The 16,623-nt window shown below is 67.8% G+C and carries 17 protein-coding genes; 11 read left to right on the top strand and 6 right to left on the bottom strand.

Annotated elements, in window-relative coordinates; translation table 11 throughout:
• Positions 1 to 13: 13 nt before the first annotated feature.
• The 6 genes from ssuD to KW843_RS07965 form a co-directional block, all read right to left on the bottom strand.
• Positions 14 to 1,177: an FMNH2-dependent alkanesulfonate monooxygenase gene (ssuD, locus tag KW843_RS07990; protein ID WP_218294612.1), complete on the bottom strand. Its 1,164-nt coding sequence runs from the start codon at positions 1,175 to 1,177 to the stop codon at positions 14 to 16.
• A 26-nt stretch (positions 1,178 to 1,203) separates the two neighbouring features.
• Complete coding sequence (locus tag KW843_RS07985) at positions 1,204 to 1,425, bottom strand: hypothetical protein (RefSeq protein ID WP_218294611.1); 222 nt, start codon at positions 1,423 to 1,425, stop codon at positions 1,204 to 1,206.
• A gap of 172 nt (positions 1,426 to 1,597) precedes the next feature.
• A complete protein-coding gene (locus KW843_RS07980; protein ID WP_218294610.1) occupies positions 1,598 to 2,554 on the bottom strand; it encodes a sulfonate ABC transporter substrate-binding protein in 957 nt (318 codons plus the stop codon).
• A 43-nt stretch (positions 2,555 to 2,597) separates the two neighbouring features.
• The gene (locus KW843_RS07975; RefSeq protein WP_218295289.1) at positions 2,598 to 3,554 is read right to left on the bottom strand and encodes a sulfonate ABC transporter substrate-binding protein; all 957 of its coding nucleotides are present in this window, start codon (positions 3,552 to 3,554) and stop codon (positions 2,598 to 2,600) included.
• Between the two features lie 255 nt (positions 3,555 to 3,809).
• Positions 3,810 to 4,400, bottom strand: a complete 591-nt coding sequence (gene ssuE, locus KW843_RS07970) for an NADPH-dependent FMN reductase (RefSeq protein ID WP_218294609.1) — start codon at positions 4,398 to 4,400, stop codon at positions 3,810 to 3,812.
• A gap of 113 nt (positions 4,401 to 4,513) precedes the next feature.
• Entirely contained in the window at positions 4,514 to 5,539 is a 1,026-nt protein-coding gene (locus KW843_RS07965) for a sulfate ABC transporter substrate-binding protein (protein WP_255594640.1), read from the bottom strand.
• A 166-nt stretch (positions 5,540 to 5,705) separates the two neighbouring features.
• Here KW843_RS07965 and KW843_RS07960 point away from each other — a divergent pair, with 166 nt between their 5' ends.
• The 11 genes from KW843_RS07960 to KW843_RS07910 all read left to right on the top strand — a co-directional run bounded on the left by KW843_RS07960 (position 5,706) and on the right by KW843_RS07910 (position 16,618).
• A complete protein-coding gene (locus tag KW843_RS07960; RefSeq protein WP_218294608.1) occupies positions 5,706 to 5,981 on the top strand; it encodes an oxidative damage protection protein in 276 nt (91 codons plus the stop codon).
• A gap of 270 nt (positions 5,982 to 6,251) precedes the next feature.
• Entirely contained in the window at positions 6,252 to 8,165 is a 1,914-nt protein-coding gene (mnmC, locus tag KW843_RS07955) for an FAD-dependent 5-carboxymethylaminomethyl-2-thiouridine(34) oxidoreductase MnmC (RefSeq protein ID WP_218295287.1), read from the top strand.
• A 146-nt stretch (positions 8,166 to 8,311) separates the two neighbouring features.
• Positions 8,312 to 9,115: a sulfite exporter TauE/SafE family protein gene (locus KW843_RS07950; RefSeq protein ID WP_218294607.1), complete on the top strand. Its 804-nt coding sequence runs from the start codon at positions 8,312 to 8,314 to the stop codon at positions 9,113 to 9,115.
• A gap of 10 nt (positions 9,116 to 9,125) precedes the next feature.
• Positions 9,126 to 10,913: a nitrite/sulfite reductase gene (locus KW843_RS07945; protein ID WP_218294606.1), complete on the top strand. Its 1,788-nt coding sequence runs from the start codon at positions 9,126 to 9,128 to the stop codon at positions 10,911 to 10,913.
• A 29-nt stretch (positions 10,914 to 10,942) separates the two neighbouring features.
• Positions 10,943 to 11,332, top strand: a complete 390-nt coding sequence (locus KW843_RS07940) for a DUF934 domain-containing protein (protein ID WP_218294605.1) — start codon at positions 10,943 to 10,945, stop codon at positions 11,330 to 11,332.
• 43 nt (positions 11,333 to 11,375) lie between these two features.
• Entirely contained in the window at positions 11,376 to 11,999 is a 624-nt protein-coding gene (locus KW843_RS07935) for a phosphoadenosine phosphosulfate reductase family protein (protein WP_218294604.1), read from the top strand.
• 169 nt (positions 12,000 to 12,168) lie between these two features.
• Entirely contained in the window at positions 12,169 to 13,137 is a 969-nt protein-coding gene (gene cysD / locus KW843_RS07930) for a sulfate adenylyltransferase subunit CysD (protein WP_218294603.1), read from the top strand.
• The gene (locus KW843_RS07925) at positions 13,137 to 14,504 is read left to right on the top strand and encodes a sulfate adenylyltransferase subunit 1 (protein WP_218294602.1); all 1,368 of its coding nucleotides are present in this window, start codon (positions 13,137 to 13,139) and stop codon (positions 14,502 to 14,504) included. Before cysD ends, KW843_RS07925 begins: the two co-directional genes overlap by 1 nt.
• Positions 14,505 to 14,618: 114 nt before the next feature.
• The gene (fdxA, locus tag KW843_RS07920; protein WP_055393870.1) at positions 14,619 to 14,948 is read left to right on the top strand and encodes a ferredoxin FdxA; all 330 of its coding nucleotides are present in this window, start codon (positions 14,619 to 14,621) and stop codon (positions 14,946 to 14,948) included.
• Positions 14,949 to 15,072: 124 nt separating this feature from the next.
• Entirely contained in the window at positions 15,073 to 16,128 is a 1,056-nt protein-coding gene (locus KW843_RS07915; protein ID WP_218294601.1) for an NAD(P)/FAD-dependent oxidoreductase, read from the top strand.
• A 130-nt stretch (positions 16,129 to 16,258) separates the two neighbouring features.
• Positions 16,259 to 16,618, top strand: a complete 360-nt coding sequence (locus KW843_RS07910) for a nuclear transport factor 2 family protein (RefSeq protein ID WP_218294600.1) — start codon at positions 16,259 to 16,261, stop codon at positions 16,616 to 16,618.
• The last annotated feature ends 5 nt before the right edge of the window (positions 16,619 to 16,623 follow it).

Genomic DNA, 16,623 nt, shown 5'->3' with positions numbered 1-16,623 from the left:
CTCGTCGGTGCGGTCAGCTTTGCGAAGCGCGTGGCACGAAGTCGTTGGCCACGGTTTCGCCGAACGGGCCCAGCGGATTGCCGCCGGTGAGCTTCTCGCGCACGCCCAGCGGCAGCAGCGGGAACACCAGCTCCGCAAAGCGGTAGGCTTCTTCCAGGTGCGGATAGCCCGACAGCACGAAGTGGTCGAGCCCCAGGTTCGCGTATTCGGTGATGCGGGCGGCCACCGTCTCGGGGTCGCCCACCAGGGCCGTGCCCGCGCCGCCGCGCACCAGGCCCACGCCGGCCCACAGGTTGGGGCTGATCTCGAGGTCCGCGCGGCTGCGCTTCACACCCCCGGCATGCAGCGCGGCCATGCGGCGCTGGCCTTCGGAGTCCATGCGTGCAAAGACCGACTGCGCGCGCGCCACGGTTTCGTCGTCCACATGGCTGATGAGCTCTTCGGCTGCGGCCCAGGCCTGCGCATCGGTCTCGCGCACGATGACGTGCAGGCGAATGCCGAATTTCACGGTGCGGCCGTGTTTGGCGGCACGGGCGCGCACATCGGCCACCTTCCTGGCGACTTCGGCCGGGGGCTCGCCCCAGGTGAGGTAGGTCTCGACCTGTTCGGCCGCCAGGTCGTGCGCTGCGTCGGACGAGCCGCCGAAGTACACCGGCGGGTGCGGCTCCTGCAGTGGCGGGAACAGCAGCTTGGCGCCCTTGACGGACAGGTGCTTGCCCTCGTAGTCGAAGGTCTCGCCCCGGTGGCTGCGCGTGAGGATCTCGCGCCAGATGCGGATGAACTCGGCCGACTGCTCGTAGCGCGTGGCGTGGTCCAGGAACACGCCATCGCCTTCCAGCTCAGCCCGGTCGCCACCCGTCACCAGGTTGATGAGCAGACGCCCGCCCGACAGGCGGTCGAAGGTGGCGGCCATGCGCGCGGCCAGCGCAGGCTGGTGCAGGCCGGGGCGCACCGCTACCAGGAACTTGAGCTTCTTCGTGACCGCCAGCAGGCTCGATGCGATCACCCACGGGTCTTCGCACGAACGGCCGGTGGGAATGAGCACGCCTTCGTAGCCCAGGCTGTCGGCGGCCACTGCCACCTGCTGCAGGTACTCGAGGCTGAGCTGGCGCGCGCCCCTGGCTGTGCCAAGGTAACGGCTGTCGCCGTGGGTGGGGATGAACCAGTAGATTTTCATGGTGTCGCTTTGCCGTGTGGGGGTCATCAATAGGAGAAGGCCAGGCCGTAGCCCGCCAGCGAAAAGCCGAAACGCAATGGACAGGCCCGCATGCCCCCCGCCGCCACATCGGCACGCACACCGGCATGCACACGGTTGCGGGTGCGGACCGGCCTGCGCGCCGGGGCCTTCAGGCGCCAGACGTTGGCCGTGGTGCGCAGCACGCGGCGTGCTGCGTCGTGGACAGGGTTTGCGGAAGCGGTGGGCATGTCAGGGCTCCTTGGTTTCAATTGCGGCGGACTGTGTGACGCATGGCGTTCAAAACTGGCGCGGCCCAGGCCAGTGCACCCGTGGAACTGGCTCTGCCAGGCCACCGGGTGCGTCCCCCTCCCGCAGGAGAGGGGGAAGACGCGAAGCGGCTCAGGGGGTGCACCCCGGCCTCTACCACGGCGAGCGCGCCACGTCGCGCACCTGGATGCGCTGGGGGATCAGCTTCAAGTCGAAGAAGGTGTCGGCGATCCTTTGCTGTTCGGCCAGGATCTCGGGCGTGACCGGGCCCGTGCCGTACTCGGCACGCGACGTGGACAAATCGAGCACGGGCTTGGGGATGCCGAACAGCGGGGCCAGTTCGGCCGCCAGCAGGTCGCGGTTGACCTTGGCCCAGATGTCGATCTTGTTGATCTCTTCGATGGCGATGCGCAGCACGTCGGTGTTCTTGTCGGCGTACTGCAGCGACGAGAAGTAGTAGGCGCGGTTGCCCACCACGCCGGTGGCGTCGGCCAGCAGGCGGGCGTCCAGCGTCTTTTCGGCGGCAGCGGCAAACGGGTCCCAGATCACCCAGGCGTCCACAGAGCCTTTTTCAAAAGCGGCACGCGCATCGGCGGGCGGCAGAAAGGCCACGTTCACATCGCTGTACTTCAGGCCGTGCTTTTCCAGCAGCTTGACCAGGAAGTAATGCACGTTGCTGCCCTTGTTGAGTGCAACTTTCTTGCCCTTGAGATCGGCCACGGTCTTGATGGGCGAGCCCTTGGGCAGCAGCACGCTCTCGGCCTTGGGGCGGGGCACGGTGGCGGCCACATAGGCCAGCGGGGCGCCCGCGGCCTGCGCGAAGATCGGGGGGGCTTCGCCCACGTCGCCGAAGTCGATGGAGCCGACGTTCAGTGCCTCCAGCTGCACGGGGCCGGCCGTGAACTCGGTCCATTTGATGGAGACACCCAGCGGGGTCAGACGCTTTTCGAGCGTGCCGCGGCCCTTGAGAAGGCTCAGGAAGCCCTTCTGATGGCCGATGCGGAACTCACGGGCGGGGGTTTGCGCCAACGCACCGAAGGCCGGCAGCGCGACTGCGCTGGCCGCACCCTGGACGAGGCGGCGGCGGGACAGGGAGATCGAAGTCGTCATGGTGTTCTTCTGAAGATGGATGCGTGTGCAAGGGGCCGGGGCATCAGGGCTGCGCGCCGAGCACGACGGCGTCGCTCACCTTGATGGCCTTGGGGATCAGCTTCAGCTCGAAGAACGTGTCGGCGATCTTTTGCTGGTCGGCCGCCACATCGGGCGTGATGGGCTTGACGTTGAATTCGTAGCGCTGCAGCGCCAGCTCGACCACGTCCACCGGCAGGCCTTGCAGCGGCGCGATCAGCTCTGCGGCCTGGCGCAGGTTCTTCTTGAGCCAGATGCCTTGGGCCACCGAGTCCTCGAACAGTGCCGCGATCACCTTGGGGTTCCTGGTGACGAAGTCGCGGGCGCCCAGGTAGTACTGGTAGTTGTTGACCACGCCGCCCGTGCCGTCGGCCAGCACGCGGGCGCCAGTGGCTTTCTCGGCGGCGGCCTGGAACGGGTCCCAGATCACCCAGGCATCCACGTTCTTGCTCTCGAACGCGGCGCGGCCGTCGGCCGGGGCCAGGTACACGGGCTGGATGTCGGAGAGCTTGAGGCCGTTCTTCTCGAGCTGCCTGACCAGCAGGTAGTGCACGTTGCTGCCCTTGTTGAGCGCGACCTTCTTGCCCTTGAGGTCGGCCACCGACTTGATGGACGAGTCCTTGGCCACCAGGATGGCCTCGGCGCGCGGCGCGGCGGGGTCATGCCCGAAGTAGACGAACTTGGCGCCAGCGGCCTGGCCGAAGATGGGCGGCGCCTCGCCCACATAGCCCACGTCCACGGCGCCCACGTTCAGGCCTTCCAGCAGCTGGGGGCCAGCCGGAAACTCGACCCACTTCACGCCGAAGCCCAGGGGAGCGAGCTTCTTCTCCAGCGTGCCCGCCGCTTTTTGCAGCACGAACAGGCTGGCCGACTTCTGGTAGCCAATCCGCAGCTCGCCCCTGGTCTGGGCATGCACCGGCTGCGCCAGCAGGAAGGCGGCGATCAGCACGAACGCGGTGAAGACCACGAAGCCGATGAACATGTTGCGCAGGGCGGCCAGCCCGCCGGAGGGCGGGGCATCGTGGGCGCGGTCTGAGCTGGCTGCGCCGTCGCGTGTCAGTGTGCTCATGGTGAATGTCCTTTGAATCATGAAAAAGGGGGCGTCTGAACCGGGCAGTGCTCCGCCCTGCCCACCGCTGCGGGCAGCGGGGCCATCGAAAGAGGGAAACGAGAAATGGGGGAGCCCGGCCGGGCCGCGGCACCCCACCGCTGCGGATGTGCGGGCGGGCGGGGCCCGTCAGACGCTACATCGCACCTGCGAGAAATGCACCGGCGCGAACCGCGTGGCCTGGGCAGGGAACGGGCGCAGCGTCTCGGTCACGAGCACGTTGACCGCATCGTCCAGCCGCGTGGCGATGTCGTCGTTCAGGTGGTAGGCGCCCTCGGGCGTCAGCGTGACCTGCGCATCGGTGGCATAGATGCCCGGCAGGATGCTCTTGGCACCCAGCGACTGCAGCACGGGGCGCAGCGCGTAGTCCAGCGCCAGCATGTGGTGCGGGCTGCCGCCGGTGGCCAGGGGCAGCACGATCTTGCCCTTGAGCGCCGTCTGCGGCAGCAGGTCCAGGAACACCTTGAGCACGCCGCTGTAGGCCGCCTTGTAAACCGGCGTGGCCACCACCAGCACGCTGGCCCGGGCCACCTGGTCGACAGCGCCCACCACGGTGGGATGGCCGAAGTCGGCCAGCAGCAAGGCCTGGGGCGACAGGTCGCGGATATGGATGCGGTCCACCAGCGCGCCGCGCACCGACAGGCGCTGGGCGACAGCGTCCAGCAGGGCGGCGGAGCGGGAACGCTCGGAGGGGCTGCCGGCGATGAGAAGAGCGGACATGAAATGTGTTTCCAGAGGGCGTGACTTGGCCAGCGCCACCGTGGATCCGGCTTCGCCGGGCCACGGGTGGCGCCCCTTGAGGGGAGGCGGCCGAAGGCCGCTTCGGGGTGAGCCTATTTTTTGGTGTAGATCTGGTCGAAGCTGGCGTTGTCGGCAAAGTGGTCCTTGGCCGCCTTGTCCCAGCCACCGAACGCGTCGTTGATGGTGAACAGGTTCAGCTTGGGGAACTGCTTGGCGTACTTGGCCTTGGCCTTGTCGGACACGGCGGGGCGGTAGAAGTGCTTGCCGGCGATGTCCTGGCCTTCTTCGGTGTAGAGGTACTGCAGGTAGGCCTCGGCCACGGCGCGCGTGCCCTTCTTGTCCACGTTCTTGTCCACCACCGTCACGGCGGGCTCGGCCAGGATGGAGATCGAGGGCGCGATCACGTCGAACTTGGTGCCGAATTCCTTTTCCAGCAGGTAGGCCTCGTTCTCCCAGGCGATCAGCACGTCGCCCTGGTTGCGCTGGGCGAAGGTGATGGTGGAGCCGCGCGCGCCGGTGTCCAGCACGGGCACGTTGCCGTACAGCTTGGCCACGAAGTCCTTGGCCTTGGCGTCGCTGCCCCCGTTCTTGCGCTTGGCGAACTCCCAGGCGGCCAGATAGTTCCAGCGGGCGCCGCCCGAGGTCTTGGGGTTGGGCGTGATCACGCTGATGCCGGGCTTGACGAGGTCATCCCAGTCCTTGATGCCCTTGGGGTTGCCCTGGCGCACCACCAGCACGATGGTGGAGGTGTAGGGCGAGCTGTTGTGGGGCAGGCGCTTTTGCCAGTCCTTGGGGATCCAGCCGCCGTTGGTGTGCAACGCGTCGGTGTCGCCGGCCAGCGCCAGGGTGGCCACGTCGGCGTCCAGCCCGTCGATGATGGAGCGCGCCTGCTTGCCCGAGCCGCCGTGGCTTTGCTTGACGGTCACGTCCTGGCCGGTCTTGGCTTTCCAGTGCCTGGCGAACGCCTGGTTGAAGTCCACGTACAGCTCGCGCGTCGGGTCGTACGACACATTGAGCAGCGTCACAGACTGTGCAAACGACGGCAATGCCGCCAGGGCCAAACTCCCCGCCAGGGCGGCGGCGAAGGGAAACTTGATAAAGTCGCGGCGAAAGTTCATAGGGAGCCTCTTTTTTTCGAATGCAAAACGGTGCAACTCACCGATGAAACGCATTCTGGAAGACCCTCTTCAAAACTGGAACTACTGAGATTTCAGTTCTTTATATCCAAATCATCTGAGCAGCCCTTTGCGCTGCGGCAGACTCCACCCATCAACAAGGAACCCCATGGCACGCACCGTTCAATGCATCAAGCTCGGCAAGGAAGCAGAGGGCCTCGACTTTCCGCCCTACCCCGGCGAGCTGGGCAAACGCATCTGGGAAAACGTGAGCAAGGAAGCCTGGGCAGGCTGGCTCAAGCACCAGACCATGCTGGTCAATGAAAACCGCCTCAATCTGGCCGACGCGCGTGCCCGCCAGTACCTGGCCCGCCAGATGGAAAACCATTTCTTTGGCGGTGGCGCAGACGCCGCGGCGGGATATGTCCCGCCCAGCGCGCAATGAAGCGCAGCGAAATGCAGCGCTGCAAAAAGTGGTTTCGCCAAAACCACTTTTTCGGCGATGGTGCGGATGCCGCAACGGGCTACGTCCCGCCGAGCGCATGAGCCTCCATGTCAGTTTTCCGTAGCATTGCCGACCACCCGCAGCCCATGAAACTGGCGCTGCCCGGGCGAGGTAGCCGCGGAACTGGATTTGCCAGGCCGCTGGCTGCGGCCCCCTCCCACGCGAAGCGTGAGAGAGGAGGACGGCGCGAAGCGACTCAGGGGGTGCGTCATCTCCGAGCCTGTTGACTGGCTGCCGGACGGCACCCCCTACAGCCCCCGTTTTGGTGACCGCTACCACAGTGAAAATGGCGGCCTGGACCAGGCCCGCCGCGTTTTCCTGCAGGGCTGCGGCCTGCCTGGCGCCTGGGCGGGGCAGCCGCAATGGCGCATTCTGGAAACGGGGTTCGGCTTCGGGCTGAACTTCCTGGTGACCTGGGCCGCCTGGCGGGCTGACCCCGCACGCCCCACCCTGCTGCACTTCGTGTCGACCGAGGCCTGGCCCGTGAGCGCGGCCGACCTGCTGCGCGCCACCACGGCCCACCCCGAGCTGGCCCCCTTGGCGCAGGAGCTTCATCGCCAATGGTGGGGCCTGCTGCCCGGGGTGCACCGGCTGCGGTTCGACGGAGGCCGGGTGCTGCTCACGCTGTGTGTGGGCGATACACAGACCGTGCTGCGCCAGCAGCAGCTGACGGTGGATTCCATCTACCTCGACGGTTTCAGCCCGCAGCGCAACCCCGGGATCTGGGACCTGCACACCCTGAAGGCCGTGGCACGCTGCTGCCGGCGCGGCACCCGCCTGTCCACCTGGACCATCGCGCGCGCGGTGCGCGACGCGCTCACCCAGTGCGGCTTCGCGGTGGCCCGTGTCCCGGGCGTGCCGCCCAAGCGTGACAACCTGCACGCCCAGTACGCCCCCCACTGGGAGCCGCGCACCGCCCCCCGCGCGCAGACCGAACCCGCGCTGCCCGGCGATTGCATCGTGATCGGCGGGGGCATCGCCGGCGCGGCCAGCGCGGCCAGCCTGGCGCGCCGGGGCTGGCAGGTGCGGGTGCTGGACAGCGCCGCGGAACCCGCCGCCGGGGCCTCGGGCCTGCCGGCGGGGGTGTTCGCGCCCCATGTGTCGCCGGACGACAGCGTGCTGTCGCGCCTGTCGCGCAGCGGCGTGCGCACTACCCTGCAGCAAGCCCGATGGCTGCTGCGCGAAGGCACCGACTGGTTGGCCTGCGGCGTGCTGGAGCACCGCACCGACGGCACCCCCGGGCTGGCCGCCAGCTGGGGCCAGGGGCCCGGCGTGGACTGGAGCGAGCCGGCCCCGCCGGCAACGCTGGCCGCCGCGGGCCTGGGCCGCGAAGCCACCGCGTGCTGGCACAGCCAGGGGGGCTGGATACGCCCCGCGCGCATGGCGGCCGCCCTGCTCGCGCAACCCGGCATCCACTGGCAGGGCCACTGCGAGGTGGCCCGCCTGCGGCGTGTGGAGGCCGCCGGCGCGGCGCCCGTCTGGCAGGCGCTGGACGCCCGGGGCCAGGTGCTCGCCCAGGCGCCCACCGTCGTCATTGCCGCGGGCGCGGGCAGTGCGATGCTGCTGGAACACCGATGGCCCCTGCAGCCCGTGCGCGGGCAGGTGTCCTGGGGCGAGCACCAGGCAGGCCCCGGGCCCGGGGTGCCTTTCCCCGTGAATGGCAACGGCAACCTGGTGCCCCGCTTTCCGCTGGGTGACGGCCCGTGCGGCCCGGCTGCGTGGGTGATGGGCTCCACCTTCGAGCGCGATGTGGATACCCTGCCTCCGTCCGGGGCCGACGTCCAGGCGGCCCACGCGGCCAACTGGACCAAGCTCCAGGCGCTGCTGCCCCAAACGGCCCCGGTGCTGCGCGCGGCCTTTGCCGCCGCACCGCAGGCGGCGGAGGCTGAGCCCGGCCCCCTGCACGCCTGGGCCGCCGTGCGCTGCACCGCGCCCGACCGGCTGCCGATCGTGGGTCCCGTCGACACCGAGGCGCTGCCCGGGCTCTGGGCCTGCACAGCGATGGGCGCGCGCGGGCTGACCCTGGCGCTTCTGTGCGGCGAACTGCTGGCCGCCCGCATGCAGGGAGAACCCCTGCCCATCGACACGAAACTCGCCAAAGCGCTGGGCAGCGAACGGTTGTAGCGGGCCTGTAACAGCTTCGTGACCGGGAATCACGGCGGCTTACCCCGTGGAAACCCGCGCCAATCCTTGCTTATAAGCAAATAGGCATATTGGAAGGACGAAACAATAGTTTGCATCCATAAGCGAGCATCCTACATTCGCACCCTATGCATGAATTGGTGTTTGTCTTCGCAGGCTTTGCGGTCGGGTTCATCGTGGGCCTGACCGGGGTCGGCGGCGGCTCGCTGATGACCCCCGTGCTGATCTTTTTCTTCGGCGTGAAGCCCCACCTGGCCATCGGCACCGACCTGCTGTTTGCCGCATTCACCAAGATGGGCGGCACCGTGAGCATGGCGCGCCAGCGCCTGGTGCCCTGGCGCGTGGTGGCCCAGCTGTGCGCGGGCAGCATTCCGGCCGCGCTGCTGGCGCTGTGGGCGCTCAAGGTCCTGGGCCCCGCCAGTGCCCAGGCGCAGCGGATCATGACGACCACGCTCGGTTTCGCGCTGCTGTTGACAGCCGCGGCCACGCTGTACAAGGTGGTGGCCTTCTCGCGCCAGCGCCAGGCGGCCGACCATGCCAAGCGCCAGGCCAGCGCCGAGCAATCCACCCGCCCCCGCCACTGGAGCCTGCCCGTGCTGCTGGGCGCCGTGATCGGCACGCTGGTCACCTTCACCTCGGTGGGCGCGGGCGCCATCGGCGTCACGGTGCTGCTGCTGGTCTACCCCCTGCTACCCCTGCCCCGCGTGATCGGTGCCGACATCGCCTATGCCGTGCCATTGACCCTGGTGGCGGGTCTGGGCCATGCCACGCTGGGTTCGGTGGACTGGCCTTTGCTTGCACAATTGCTGGCTGGCTCGTTGCCGGGCATCTGGCTGGGCTCGCGCCTGGTCACCCGCACCCCCGAGCGCCTGATCCGCTCCGCGCTGTCCCTCCTGCTGGCCTGGGCAGGCGCCAAATTAATAATGATCTGATTGGTCCACGATGTATCAATACACACCCTTCGACAAGACGTTCGTCAAGCAGCGCGCCCGCCAGTTCCGCGACCAGCTCAACCGCTGGCAGGCTGGCAAACTGGCCGAGGACGACTTCCGCCCCCTGCGCCTGCAAAACGGCTGGTACGTGCAGCGCTACGCCCCCATGCTGCGCGTGGCCGTGCCCTACGGCGAGATCGCCAGCCGCCAGCTGCGCGTGCTGGCCACCATCGCCCGCGAGTACGACGAGCCCGAAGCGGCCGTGTTCAAGGCCGCCATGGAAGGCCAGGGCCTGCTGGGCACCACCTTCCTGCCCAAGAACTGCGCCCACTTCACCACGCGCACCAATGTGCAGTTCAACTGGATTCCGCTGTCCAAGAGCGCCGACGTGATGGACCTGCTGGCCACCGTGGACATGCACGGCATCCAGACCAGCGGCAACTGCATCCGCAACACCACCACCGACGCACTGGCCGGCGTGGCCGTGGATGAGATCGTGGACCCGCGCCCCTACGCGGAAATCATCCGCCAGTGGACCACGCTGCACCCGGAGTTCGCGTTCCTGCCGCGCAAGTTCAAGATCGCCATCAGCGGCGCCAAGGACGACCGCGCCGCCACCGGCTGGCACGACGTGGGCCTGCACCTCGTCAAGAACGAGGCGGGGGAGATCGGCTTCAAGGTCTTCGTGGGCGGCGGCATGGGCCGCACGCCGGTGATCGGCACGGTGATCCGCGAGTTCCTGCCCTGGAACCAGGTCATGAATTACATCGAGGCCATCGTGCGCGTGTACAACGAGCACGGCCGCCGCGACAACAAATACAAGGCACGCATCAAGATCCTGGTCAAGGCCGAGGGCCAGCAGTACATCGACGACGTGGAAGAAGAGTACCGCCAGATCATGGAGATCGACGGCGGTCCGCACACCATCCCGCAGGCCGAGTTCGACCGCGTGGCGGCGTGCTTTGTGCCCCCCAGGCTGGCCGACATTGCCGACGTGGCCCCCGCAGCCTTGCAGGCGTCGCTGGACGCACAGGCGGCGGAGCATGTGATGTTTGGCCGCTGGCTCAAGCGCAACGTGCACGCGCACCAGAACCCGCAGCTGCGCGCCGTGACGCTGTCGTTCAAGCGCCCCGGCCAGTCGCCCGGCGACGCGACCAGTGACCAGCTGATCGCCGTGGCCGACCTGGTGGACAAATACTCCGCCGGCGAAGCCCGCGTGACGCACGACCAGAACGTGGTGCTGCCCTGGGTGCACGCCAGCCGCCTGTTCGAGCTGTGGCAAGAGGCCAAGGCCCTGGGCCTGGCCAGCGCCAACGTGCAGCTGCTCACCGACATGATCGCCTGCCCCGGCGGCGACTTCTGCGCGCTGGCCAACGCCCGCTCGCTGCCGATCGCCGAGGCCATCACCCAGCGCTACCAGGACCTGGACGAGCTCGACGACATCGGCGAGATCGACCTGCACATCAGCGGCTGCATCAACAGCTGCGGCCACCACCACAGCGGCCACATCGGCATCCTGGGCGTCGACAAGGACGGCAAGGAGTGGTACCAGGTCACCCTCGGCGGCTCCGACGGCTCCGACCTGTCGGGCGCCGCCGTGGCCGGCAAGGTGATCGGCCCTTCGTTCTCGGCCGCCGAAGTGCCGGACGTGATCGAAGCCGTGCTGACCACCTACCGCAGCCTGCGTGAAAGCGGCGAGACCTTCCAGAACACCGTGCGCCGCACCGGCCTGGACCCCTTCAAGGAAGCCGCCAAGACTGCCCGCCACCCCGCCAAGGAAGAGCTGGCCACGGCCTGATCGCCAGCCGCCACGCCCTGATAAGACCCATGAAAATTCTTGCCTCCCAAGACCACCAGCCGCCCGCAGAGGGCGATGCCCGCGCCGTGGCGCTGGCCAACGATGCCGATGCACTGGCCCTGCCGCTCGACGGCGTCGAGCGCGTGGACCTGCATTTCCCCAGCTTCACCGATGGCCGCGCGTTCAGCCAGGCCTTCTTGCTGCGCCGCCGCCGCGGCTTTGCGGGCGACATCCGCGCCACGGGCGACGTGCTGATCGACCAGCTGGTGCAGATGCAGCGCACGGGCTTTTCGTCGGCCGTGCTGCGCGATGGCGTGGACCCGGCCGATGCGCAGCGCCAGTTCGAGATGTTCCCCGGCTTCTACCAGGGCGACGCGGTGCACCCGCAGCCTCTCTTTGCCGACAAGGCTGCCGCCTGAGCCAGGCCGCAGCGCTGCTACGCACACCCACGAGCACTCCACCATGAGCCAATTCGATCTCGCACGCGTCAATGCCGACCTGGGCCGCAACGCCGAAGGCCTCGTCGCCTGGGCATTGGGCCTGGGCCAGAGCCCCATCGTCACCACCAACTTCCGCCCGTTCGAGGCGGTGATCCTGCACATGGTGTCCGCAGTGAACCCCGATGTGCCGGTGGTCTGGATGGACAACGGCTACAACACCGAAGCCACCTACCGCTTTGCCGACGAGGTGACGAAGCAGCTGGGCCTGAACCTCAAGATCTACCTGCCGCGCCGCTCGCGCGCGCACCGCGAGGCCGTGGAGGGCGCAACGCCTGCCCTGGACGACCCCCGCCACGCCGCGTTCACCGAAGAAGTGAAGCTCGAGCCCTTCGCCCGCGCCTTGCGCGAGACCGCGCCCAAGGTCTGGTTCACCGCGCTGCGCGCCACCGACACCGCCGTGCGCGCACAGATGGACCCGGTGAGCATCAACCCCGACGGCCTGATCAAGGTGGCGCCGCTGCTGCACTGGTCGTCCAAGGATCTGCACGAATACTGCGTCCAGCACGGCCTGCCCAACAACTTCGACTATGTGGACCCGACCAAGGGCGAAGAGAACCGCGAGTGCGGCCTGCACATCGCGCATTGACCTCGAAAATGACTCCCCCTGAGCCGCTTCGCGTCTTCCCCCTCTCTCGCTGCGCGGGAGGGGGACACGCCCGGTGGCCCGGCAAAGCCGGTTCCACGGGTGCACTGGTCTCGAGTGCGCCAGTGGCATGCGCCGCAGCCTTTGAACTGATGACCGAGAGCACCCGACCATGAACGCACGCACCGACTCAGCGCTGCTTGAGAAAAAGACCAACAACATGAGCCACCACCTGAACAATTCGCACCTCGACGCCCTGGAAGAGGAAACCATCTTCATCCTGCGCGAGGTCGCCGCCGCCTTCGAGCGCCCCACCCTGCTGTTCTCGGGCGGCAAGGATTCGCTGGTCATGCTCAAGTGCGCCGAAAAAGCGTTTGGCACCAAGGCCAGCGGCGGCGGCATTCCCTACCCGCTGCTCATGATCGACACGGGCCACAACTTCCCCGAGGTGACGGACTTCCGCGACTTCCGCGCCAAGGAGCTGGGCGCCGAACTCATCGTGCGCAGCGTCGAGGACTCGATGGCGCGCGGCACCGTGCGCCTGGCCCACCCCGGCGAATCGCGCAACGTGCACCAGTCGGTCACGCTGCTCGAAGCGATCGAGGAATTCCGCTTCGACGCGCTCATCGGCGGCGCCCGCCGCGACGAGGAAAAGGCCCGCGCCAAGGAGCGCATCTTCTCGCACCGCGACAGCTTCGGCCAGTGGCAGCCCAAGGCCCAGCGCCCCGAGCTGTGGACCCTGTTCAACACCCGCCTGCAGCCCGGCGAACACTTCCGCGTGTTCCCCATCAGCAACTGGACCGAACTCGACGTGTGGCAGTACATCGACCGCGAGAGCATCGCGCTGCCCAGCATCTACTACACGCACAAGCGACAGGTGGTGGACCGCAAGGGCCTCCTGATGCCGGTGACCGAGCTGACCCCGCCGCGCGAGGGCGAGACGGTGCAGACGCGCGACGTGCGTTTTCGCACGGTGGGCGACATCACCTGCACCGCACCGGTGGAGAGCACGGCGGCCACGGCCGCCGACATCGTGATCGAGACCCTGGCCGCCGACGTGAGCGAGCGCGGCGCGACGCGCATGGATGACAAGACCAGCGATGCCTCGATGGAAAAGCGCAAGAAAGACGGGTACTTCTGATGACCACTATGAATTCGATAGCTACTAGCGCTTATGCATCAAGCGCTGGCGGCCAAAATGACCACATTTCCGCCCTGAAGTTCATCACCTGCGGCTCGGTGGACGATGGCAAGAGCACATTGATCGGCCGCCTGCTGGTGGACAGCAAGGCCGTGCTGCAGGACCACCTTGCCGGCGTACAGCGCCAGGGCGAAACCGACCTGGCCCTGCTCACCGACGGCCTCAGCGCAGAGCGCGAGCAAGGCATCACCATCGACGTGGCCTACCGCTACTTCGCCACCGAAGAGCGCAAGTTCATCATCGGCGACGCGCCCGGCCACGAGCAGTACACCCGCAACATGGTCACGGCCGCCAGCAGCGCCGACGCGGCCGTGGTGCTGGTCGATGCCACCAAGCTCGACTGGAAGAACGCCGACCTCGCCCTGCTGCCGCAAACCCGCCGCCACAGCCTGCTGGCCCACCTGCTGCGCGTGCATTCGCTGGTGTTCGCCGTGAACAAGCTCGACGCGGTGGAAGACCCAGCGCTCGCCTGGAAGCACATCCAGGGCGCGCTGGCGGCGTTTGCCCAGGCCGCCGGCATCGCCGTGCGTGCGACGGTGCCCGTGTCGGCGCTCAAGGGCTGGAACGTGGTGGACGCCCACGCGGGCTGGTGCGGCTACGAGGGCCCCACGCTGCTGCAGGTGCTCGAAGCCCTGCCCAACACGCCCCCCGACACGGCGCTGCCCCTGGCCTTCCCGGTGCAGTGGGTCGAGAAGTTCTCGTCCTCGTCCGACACATCCCAAGGCCGCCGCGTGTTCTGGGGCCGTGTGGCCTCGGGCAATGTCACCCCCGGCACGCCGGTGCAGATCTTCCCCAGCGGCCAGCTGGCCACCGTGGCCCAGGTGCTGGACCATGCCCGCCGCCCCACCGACGTGCCCGCTGGCACCAGCGCCGGTTTCATCCTCGACCGCGAGGTGGACGTCTCGCGCGGCGACTGGATTCTGGCCGCGCCCGCGGCCACCACCGCCCCCGCCGAGGACGACTTCGACACGCCGGCCAGCGTGCCCGCATGGCCCGCCAGCCGCGAGCTGCGCACCACCGTGGCCTGGATGGACGACGAACCCCTGGTCGCCGGCCGCGTGTACTGGGCGCTGCACGGCCACCGCTGGGTCAAGGCCAAAGTGAAGGCCGTGGTGCACAAGCTCAACATCCACACGCTGGCCGAGGAAGCCGCCACGCAGCTCGACCCCAACGCCATCGGCCATGTGGACCTGCTGCTGCAGGAGCCGATCCCCGCCACAGCCTTCGGCAAGGCCCGGGTGCTCGGATCGCTGATCCTGGTGGACACCGCGAGCCACAAAACCGCTGGCGCCGTGCTGGTCAACTGATCCAGATCAGCGCCACCCCCCCAAGTCACCCCATCCGGGGAAGGGGCCCTGTAACCAAAGGTCGGTGAAAGCTTCTAAAATTGAGGGTTTTCACCGACCCACACAACCTTTGTCATGACCCACGTCGTCTCCGAAAACTGCATCAAGTGCAAGTACACCGATTGTGTGGACGTGTGCCCCGTGGACTGCTTCCGCGAAGGCCCGAACATGCTCGTCATCGATCCCGACGAGTGCATCGACTGCGCCGTCTGCATCCCTGAGTGCCCGGCCAACGCCATCTTTGCCGAAGAAGACCTGCCGGCCGACCAGATCGCCTTCATCAAGCTCAATGCCGACCTGGCCTTCGCCGACGGCTGGAAGAGCATCACCAAGCGCAAGCCCGCGCTGCCCGACGCCGACGAGTGGAACGGCAAGCCGGGCAAGGTCAACGAACTGGTCAAGTGACCTCCCTGAGTCGCTTCGCGCCATCCCCCAAGGGGGACGCCACCAGTGGCCTGGCAAAGCCAGTTCCACGGTGGCACAGGTCTTTGGCAGCGCCAGTTTCGGGCGCTGCGCGCGTGGCTTGAGCATGATTCAAGAAACCGACGCCGTCGTCATCGGCGCGGGTCCCGTGGGCCTGTTCCAGGTCTTCCAGCTGGGCCTGCAAGGCATCACCGCCCACCTGATCGACGCCCTGCCCCATGCGGGTGGCCAGTGCGTCGAGCTGTACGGCGACAAACCCATCTACGACATCCCGGGCATCCCGGTGTGCACCGGGCGCGAGCTGGCCGGTTTGCTGCTTCAGCAGATTGCGCCGTTCAAGACCCAGTGGCACCTGGGCACGCTGGTGTCCGCACTCACCGTGCAGGCCGATGGGCGCCTGCTGGTCGAAACCTCGCAAGGTGCGCAGCTGCTGGCCCGCAGCGTGTTCATTGCCGCAGGCGTGGGCGCCTTTGTGCCGCGCACGCTCAAGGTGGACGGCATCGAGCGCTTTGTGGGCACCCAGGTCCACTACCAGAACCTGCCCTCCACGGCCCACGTGGCCGGGCGCCATGTGGTCGTGCACGGCGGCGACGAGCCCGCCGTGGCCCGCGCCGTGGAACTGGCCGAACAAGGCCAGGCCGCCCGCGTGAGCCTGCTGCACCGCCGCGATGTGTTCCAGGCCCCGGATGCCCTGCTGCAGCGCCTGCAGCAACTGCGCGATGCGGGCCGCATCCACGTCGAGGCCGCGCAGATCACCGGTATCGAAACCGCTGGCGACCCGCTGACCGCCTTGCAGGTGGTGGACGCCGATGGCAGCAGCCGCGCCCTGGCGCTGGACCTGCTGGTAGCCGTGCTGGGCATCTCGCCCCGCCTCGGGCCCATTGCGGACTGGGGTTTGGCCATGGACCGCAAACAGCTGGTGGTGGACACCGAAGCCTTCCGCACCAGCGTGCCCGCCATCCACGCCGTGGGCGACATCAACACCTACCCCGGCAAACGCAAGCTCATCCTGTGCGGCTTCCACGAGGCCACGCTGGCGGCCTTTGGCGCGGCCGAGGCGCTCAAGGGCGACAAGGTGGCGCTGCAATACACCACCACGAGCCCACGGCTGCACCAGCTGCTGGGTGTGGCACCGGGATCGGCGCCGTCCGTCAGCGCGTAGTCCCGGCGGGCCAGGGCACGCATCGCTGCGTGCCAAGCCGGCCCGGCTGACAAATAAGCACAAAATGTCCAAAAGGCGCGCAAGCGCCCGGCACGATGGCGTCTCCCGTCAACACCATCAGGAGCACACCATGAGCCAACAACCCCTTCAATCCATCTGGGACACCTACACCGCGTCGTGGAAGACCGACTCGGCCGCGGACCGCACAGCCCTTTTTGCCCAGTCCCTCGACCCCGCCTGCACCTACAACGACCCACTGGCCACCGCCCAGGGCTGGGACCAATTGACGACCTACATGGACAACTTTCACAGTCAGGTCCCCGGCGGGCATTTCGTGACCCACTATTTCGCCAGCCACAACCAGCAGAGCATCGCCAAATGGAACATGGTGGATGGCAGCGGACAGGTGATCGGGGAAGGCGTGAGCTACGGCCGGTACAACGACCAGAACCGGCTCGTGGCCATGACCGGTTTCTTTGAAACCCCGTGAACGGA

Source organism: Acidovorax sp. sif1233, assembly GCF_019218755.1.
In the GTDB taxonomy this organism is placed as follows: domain Bacteria; phylum Pseudomonadota; class Gammaproteobacteria; order Burkholderiales; family Burkholderiaceae_C; genus Acidovorax.
This window is presented reverse-complemented; position numbering and strand designations above follow the sequence as displayed.

Bases quoted from the DNA above. Each gene is read 5' to 3' on its own strand.
- ssuD (WP_218294612.1), bottom strand. From the start codon at position 1,177: ATGAAAATCTACTGGTTCATCCCCACCCACGGCGACAGCCGTTACCTT.
- KW843_RS07985 (WP_218294611.1), bottom strand. From the start codon at position 1,425: ATGCCCACCGCTTCCGCAAACCCTGTCCACGACGCAGCACGCCGCGTG.
- KW843_RS07980 (WP_218294610.1), bottom strand. From the start codon at position 2,554: ATGACGACTTCGATCTCCCTGTCCCGCCGCCGCCTCGTCCAGGGTGCG.
- KW843_RS07975 (WP_218295289.1), bottom strand. From the start codon at position 3,554: ATGTTCATCGGCTTCGTGGTCTTCACCGCGTTCGTGCTGATCGCCGCC.
- ssuE (WP_218294609.1), bottom strand. From the start codon at position 4,400: ATGTCCGCTCTTCTCATCGCCGGCAGCCCCTCCGAGCGTTCCCGCTCC.
- KW843_RS07965 (WP_255594640.1), bottom strand. From the start codon at position 5,539: ATGAACTTTCGCCGCGACTTTATCAAGTTTCCCTTCGCCGCCGCCCTG.
- KW843_RS07960 (WP_218294608.1), top strand. From the start codon at position 5,706: ATGGCACGCACCGTTCAATGCATCAAGCTCGGCAAGGAAGCAGAGGGC.
- KW843_RS07950 (WP_218294607.1), top strand. From the start codon at position 8,312: ATGCATGAATTGGTGTTTGTCTTCGCAGGCTTTGCGGTCGGGTTCATC.
- KW843_RS07945 (WP_218294606.1), top strand. From the start codon at position 9,126: ATGTATCAATACACACCCTTCGACAAGACGTTCGTCAAGCAGCGCGCC.
- KW843_RS07940 (WP_218294605.1), top strand. From the start codon at position 10,943: ATGAAAATTCTTGCCTCCCAAGACCACCAGCCGCCCGCAGAGGGCGAT.
- KW843_RS07935 (WP_218294604.1), top strand. From the start codon at position 11,376: ATGAGCCAATTCGATCTCGCACGCGTCAATGCCGACCTGGGCCGCAAC.
- cysD (WP_218294603.1), top strand. From the start codon at position 12,169: ATGAACGCACGCACCGACTCAGCGCTGCTTGAGAAAAAGACCAACAAC.
- KW843_RS07925 (WP_218294602.1), top strand. From the start codon at position 13,137: ATGACCACTATGAATTCGATAGCTACTAGCGCTTATGCATCAAGCGCT.
- fdxA (WP_055393870.1), top strand. From the start codon at position 14,619: ATGACCCACGTCGTCTCCGAAAACTGCATCAAGTGCAAGTACACCGAT.
- KW843_RS07915 (WP_218294601.1), top strand. From the start codon at position 15,073: ATGATTCAAGAAACCGACGCCGTCGTCATCGGCGCGGGTCCCGTGGGC.
- KW843_RS07910 (WP_218294600.1), top strand. From the start codon at position 16,259: ATGAGCCAACAACCCCTTCAATCCATCTGGGACACCTACACCGCGTCG.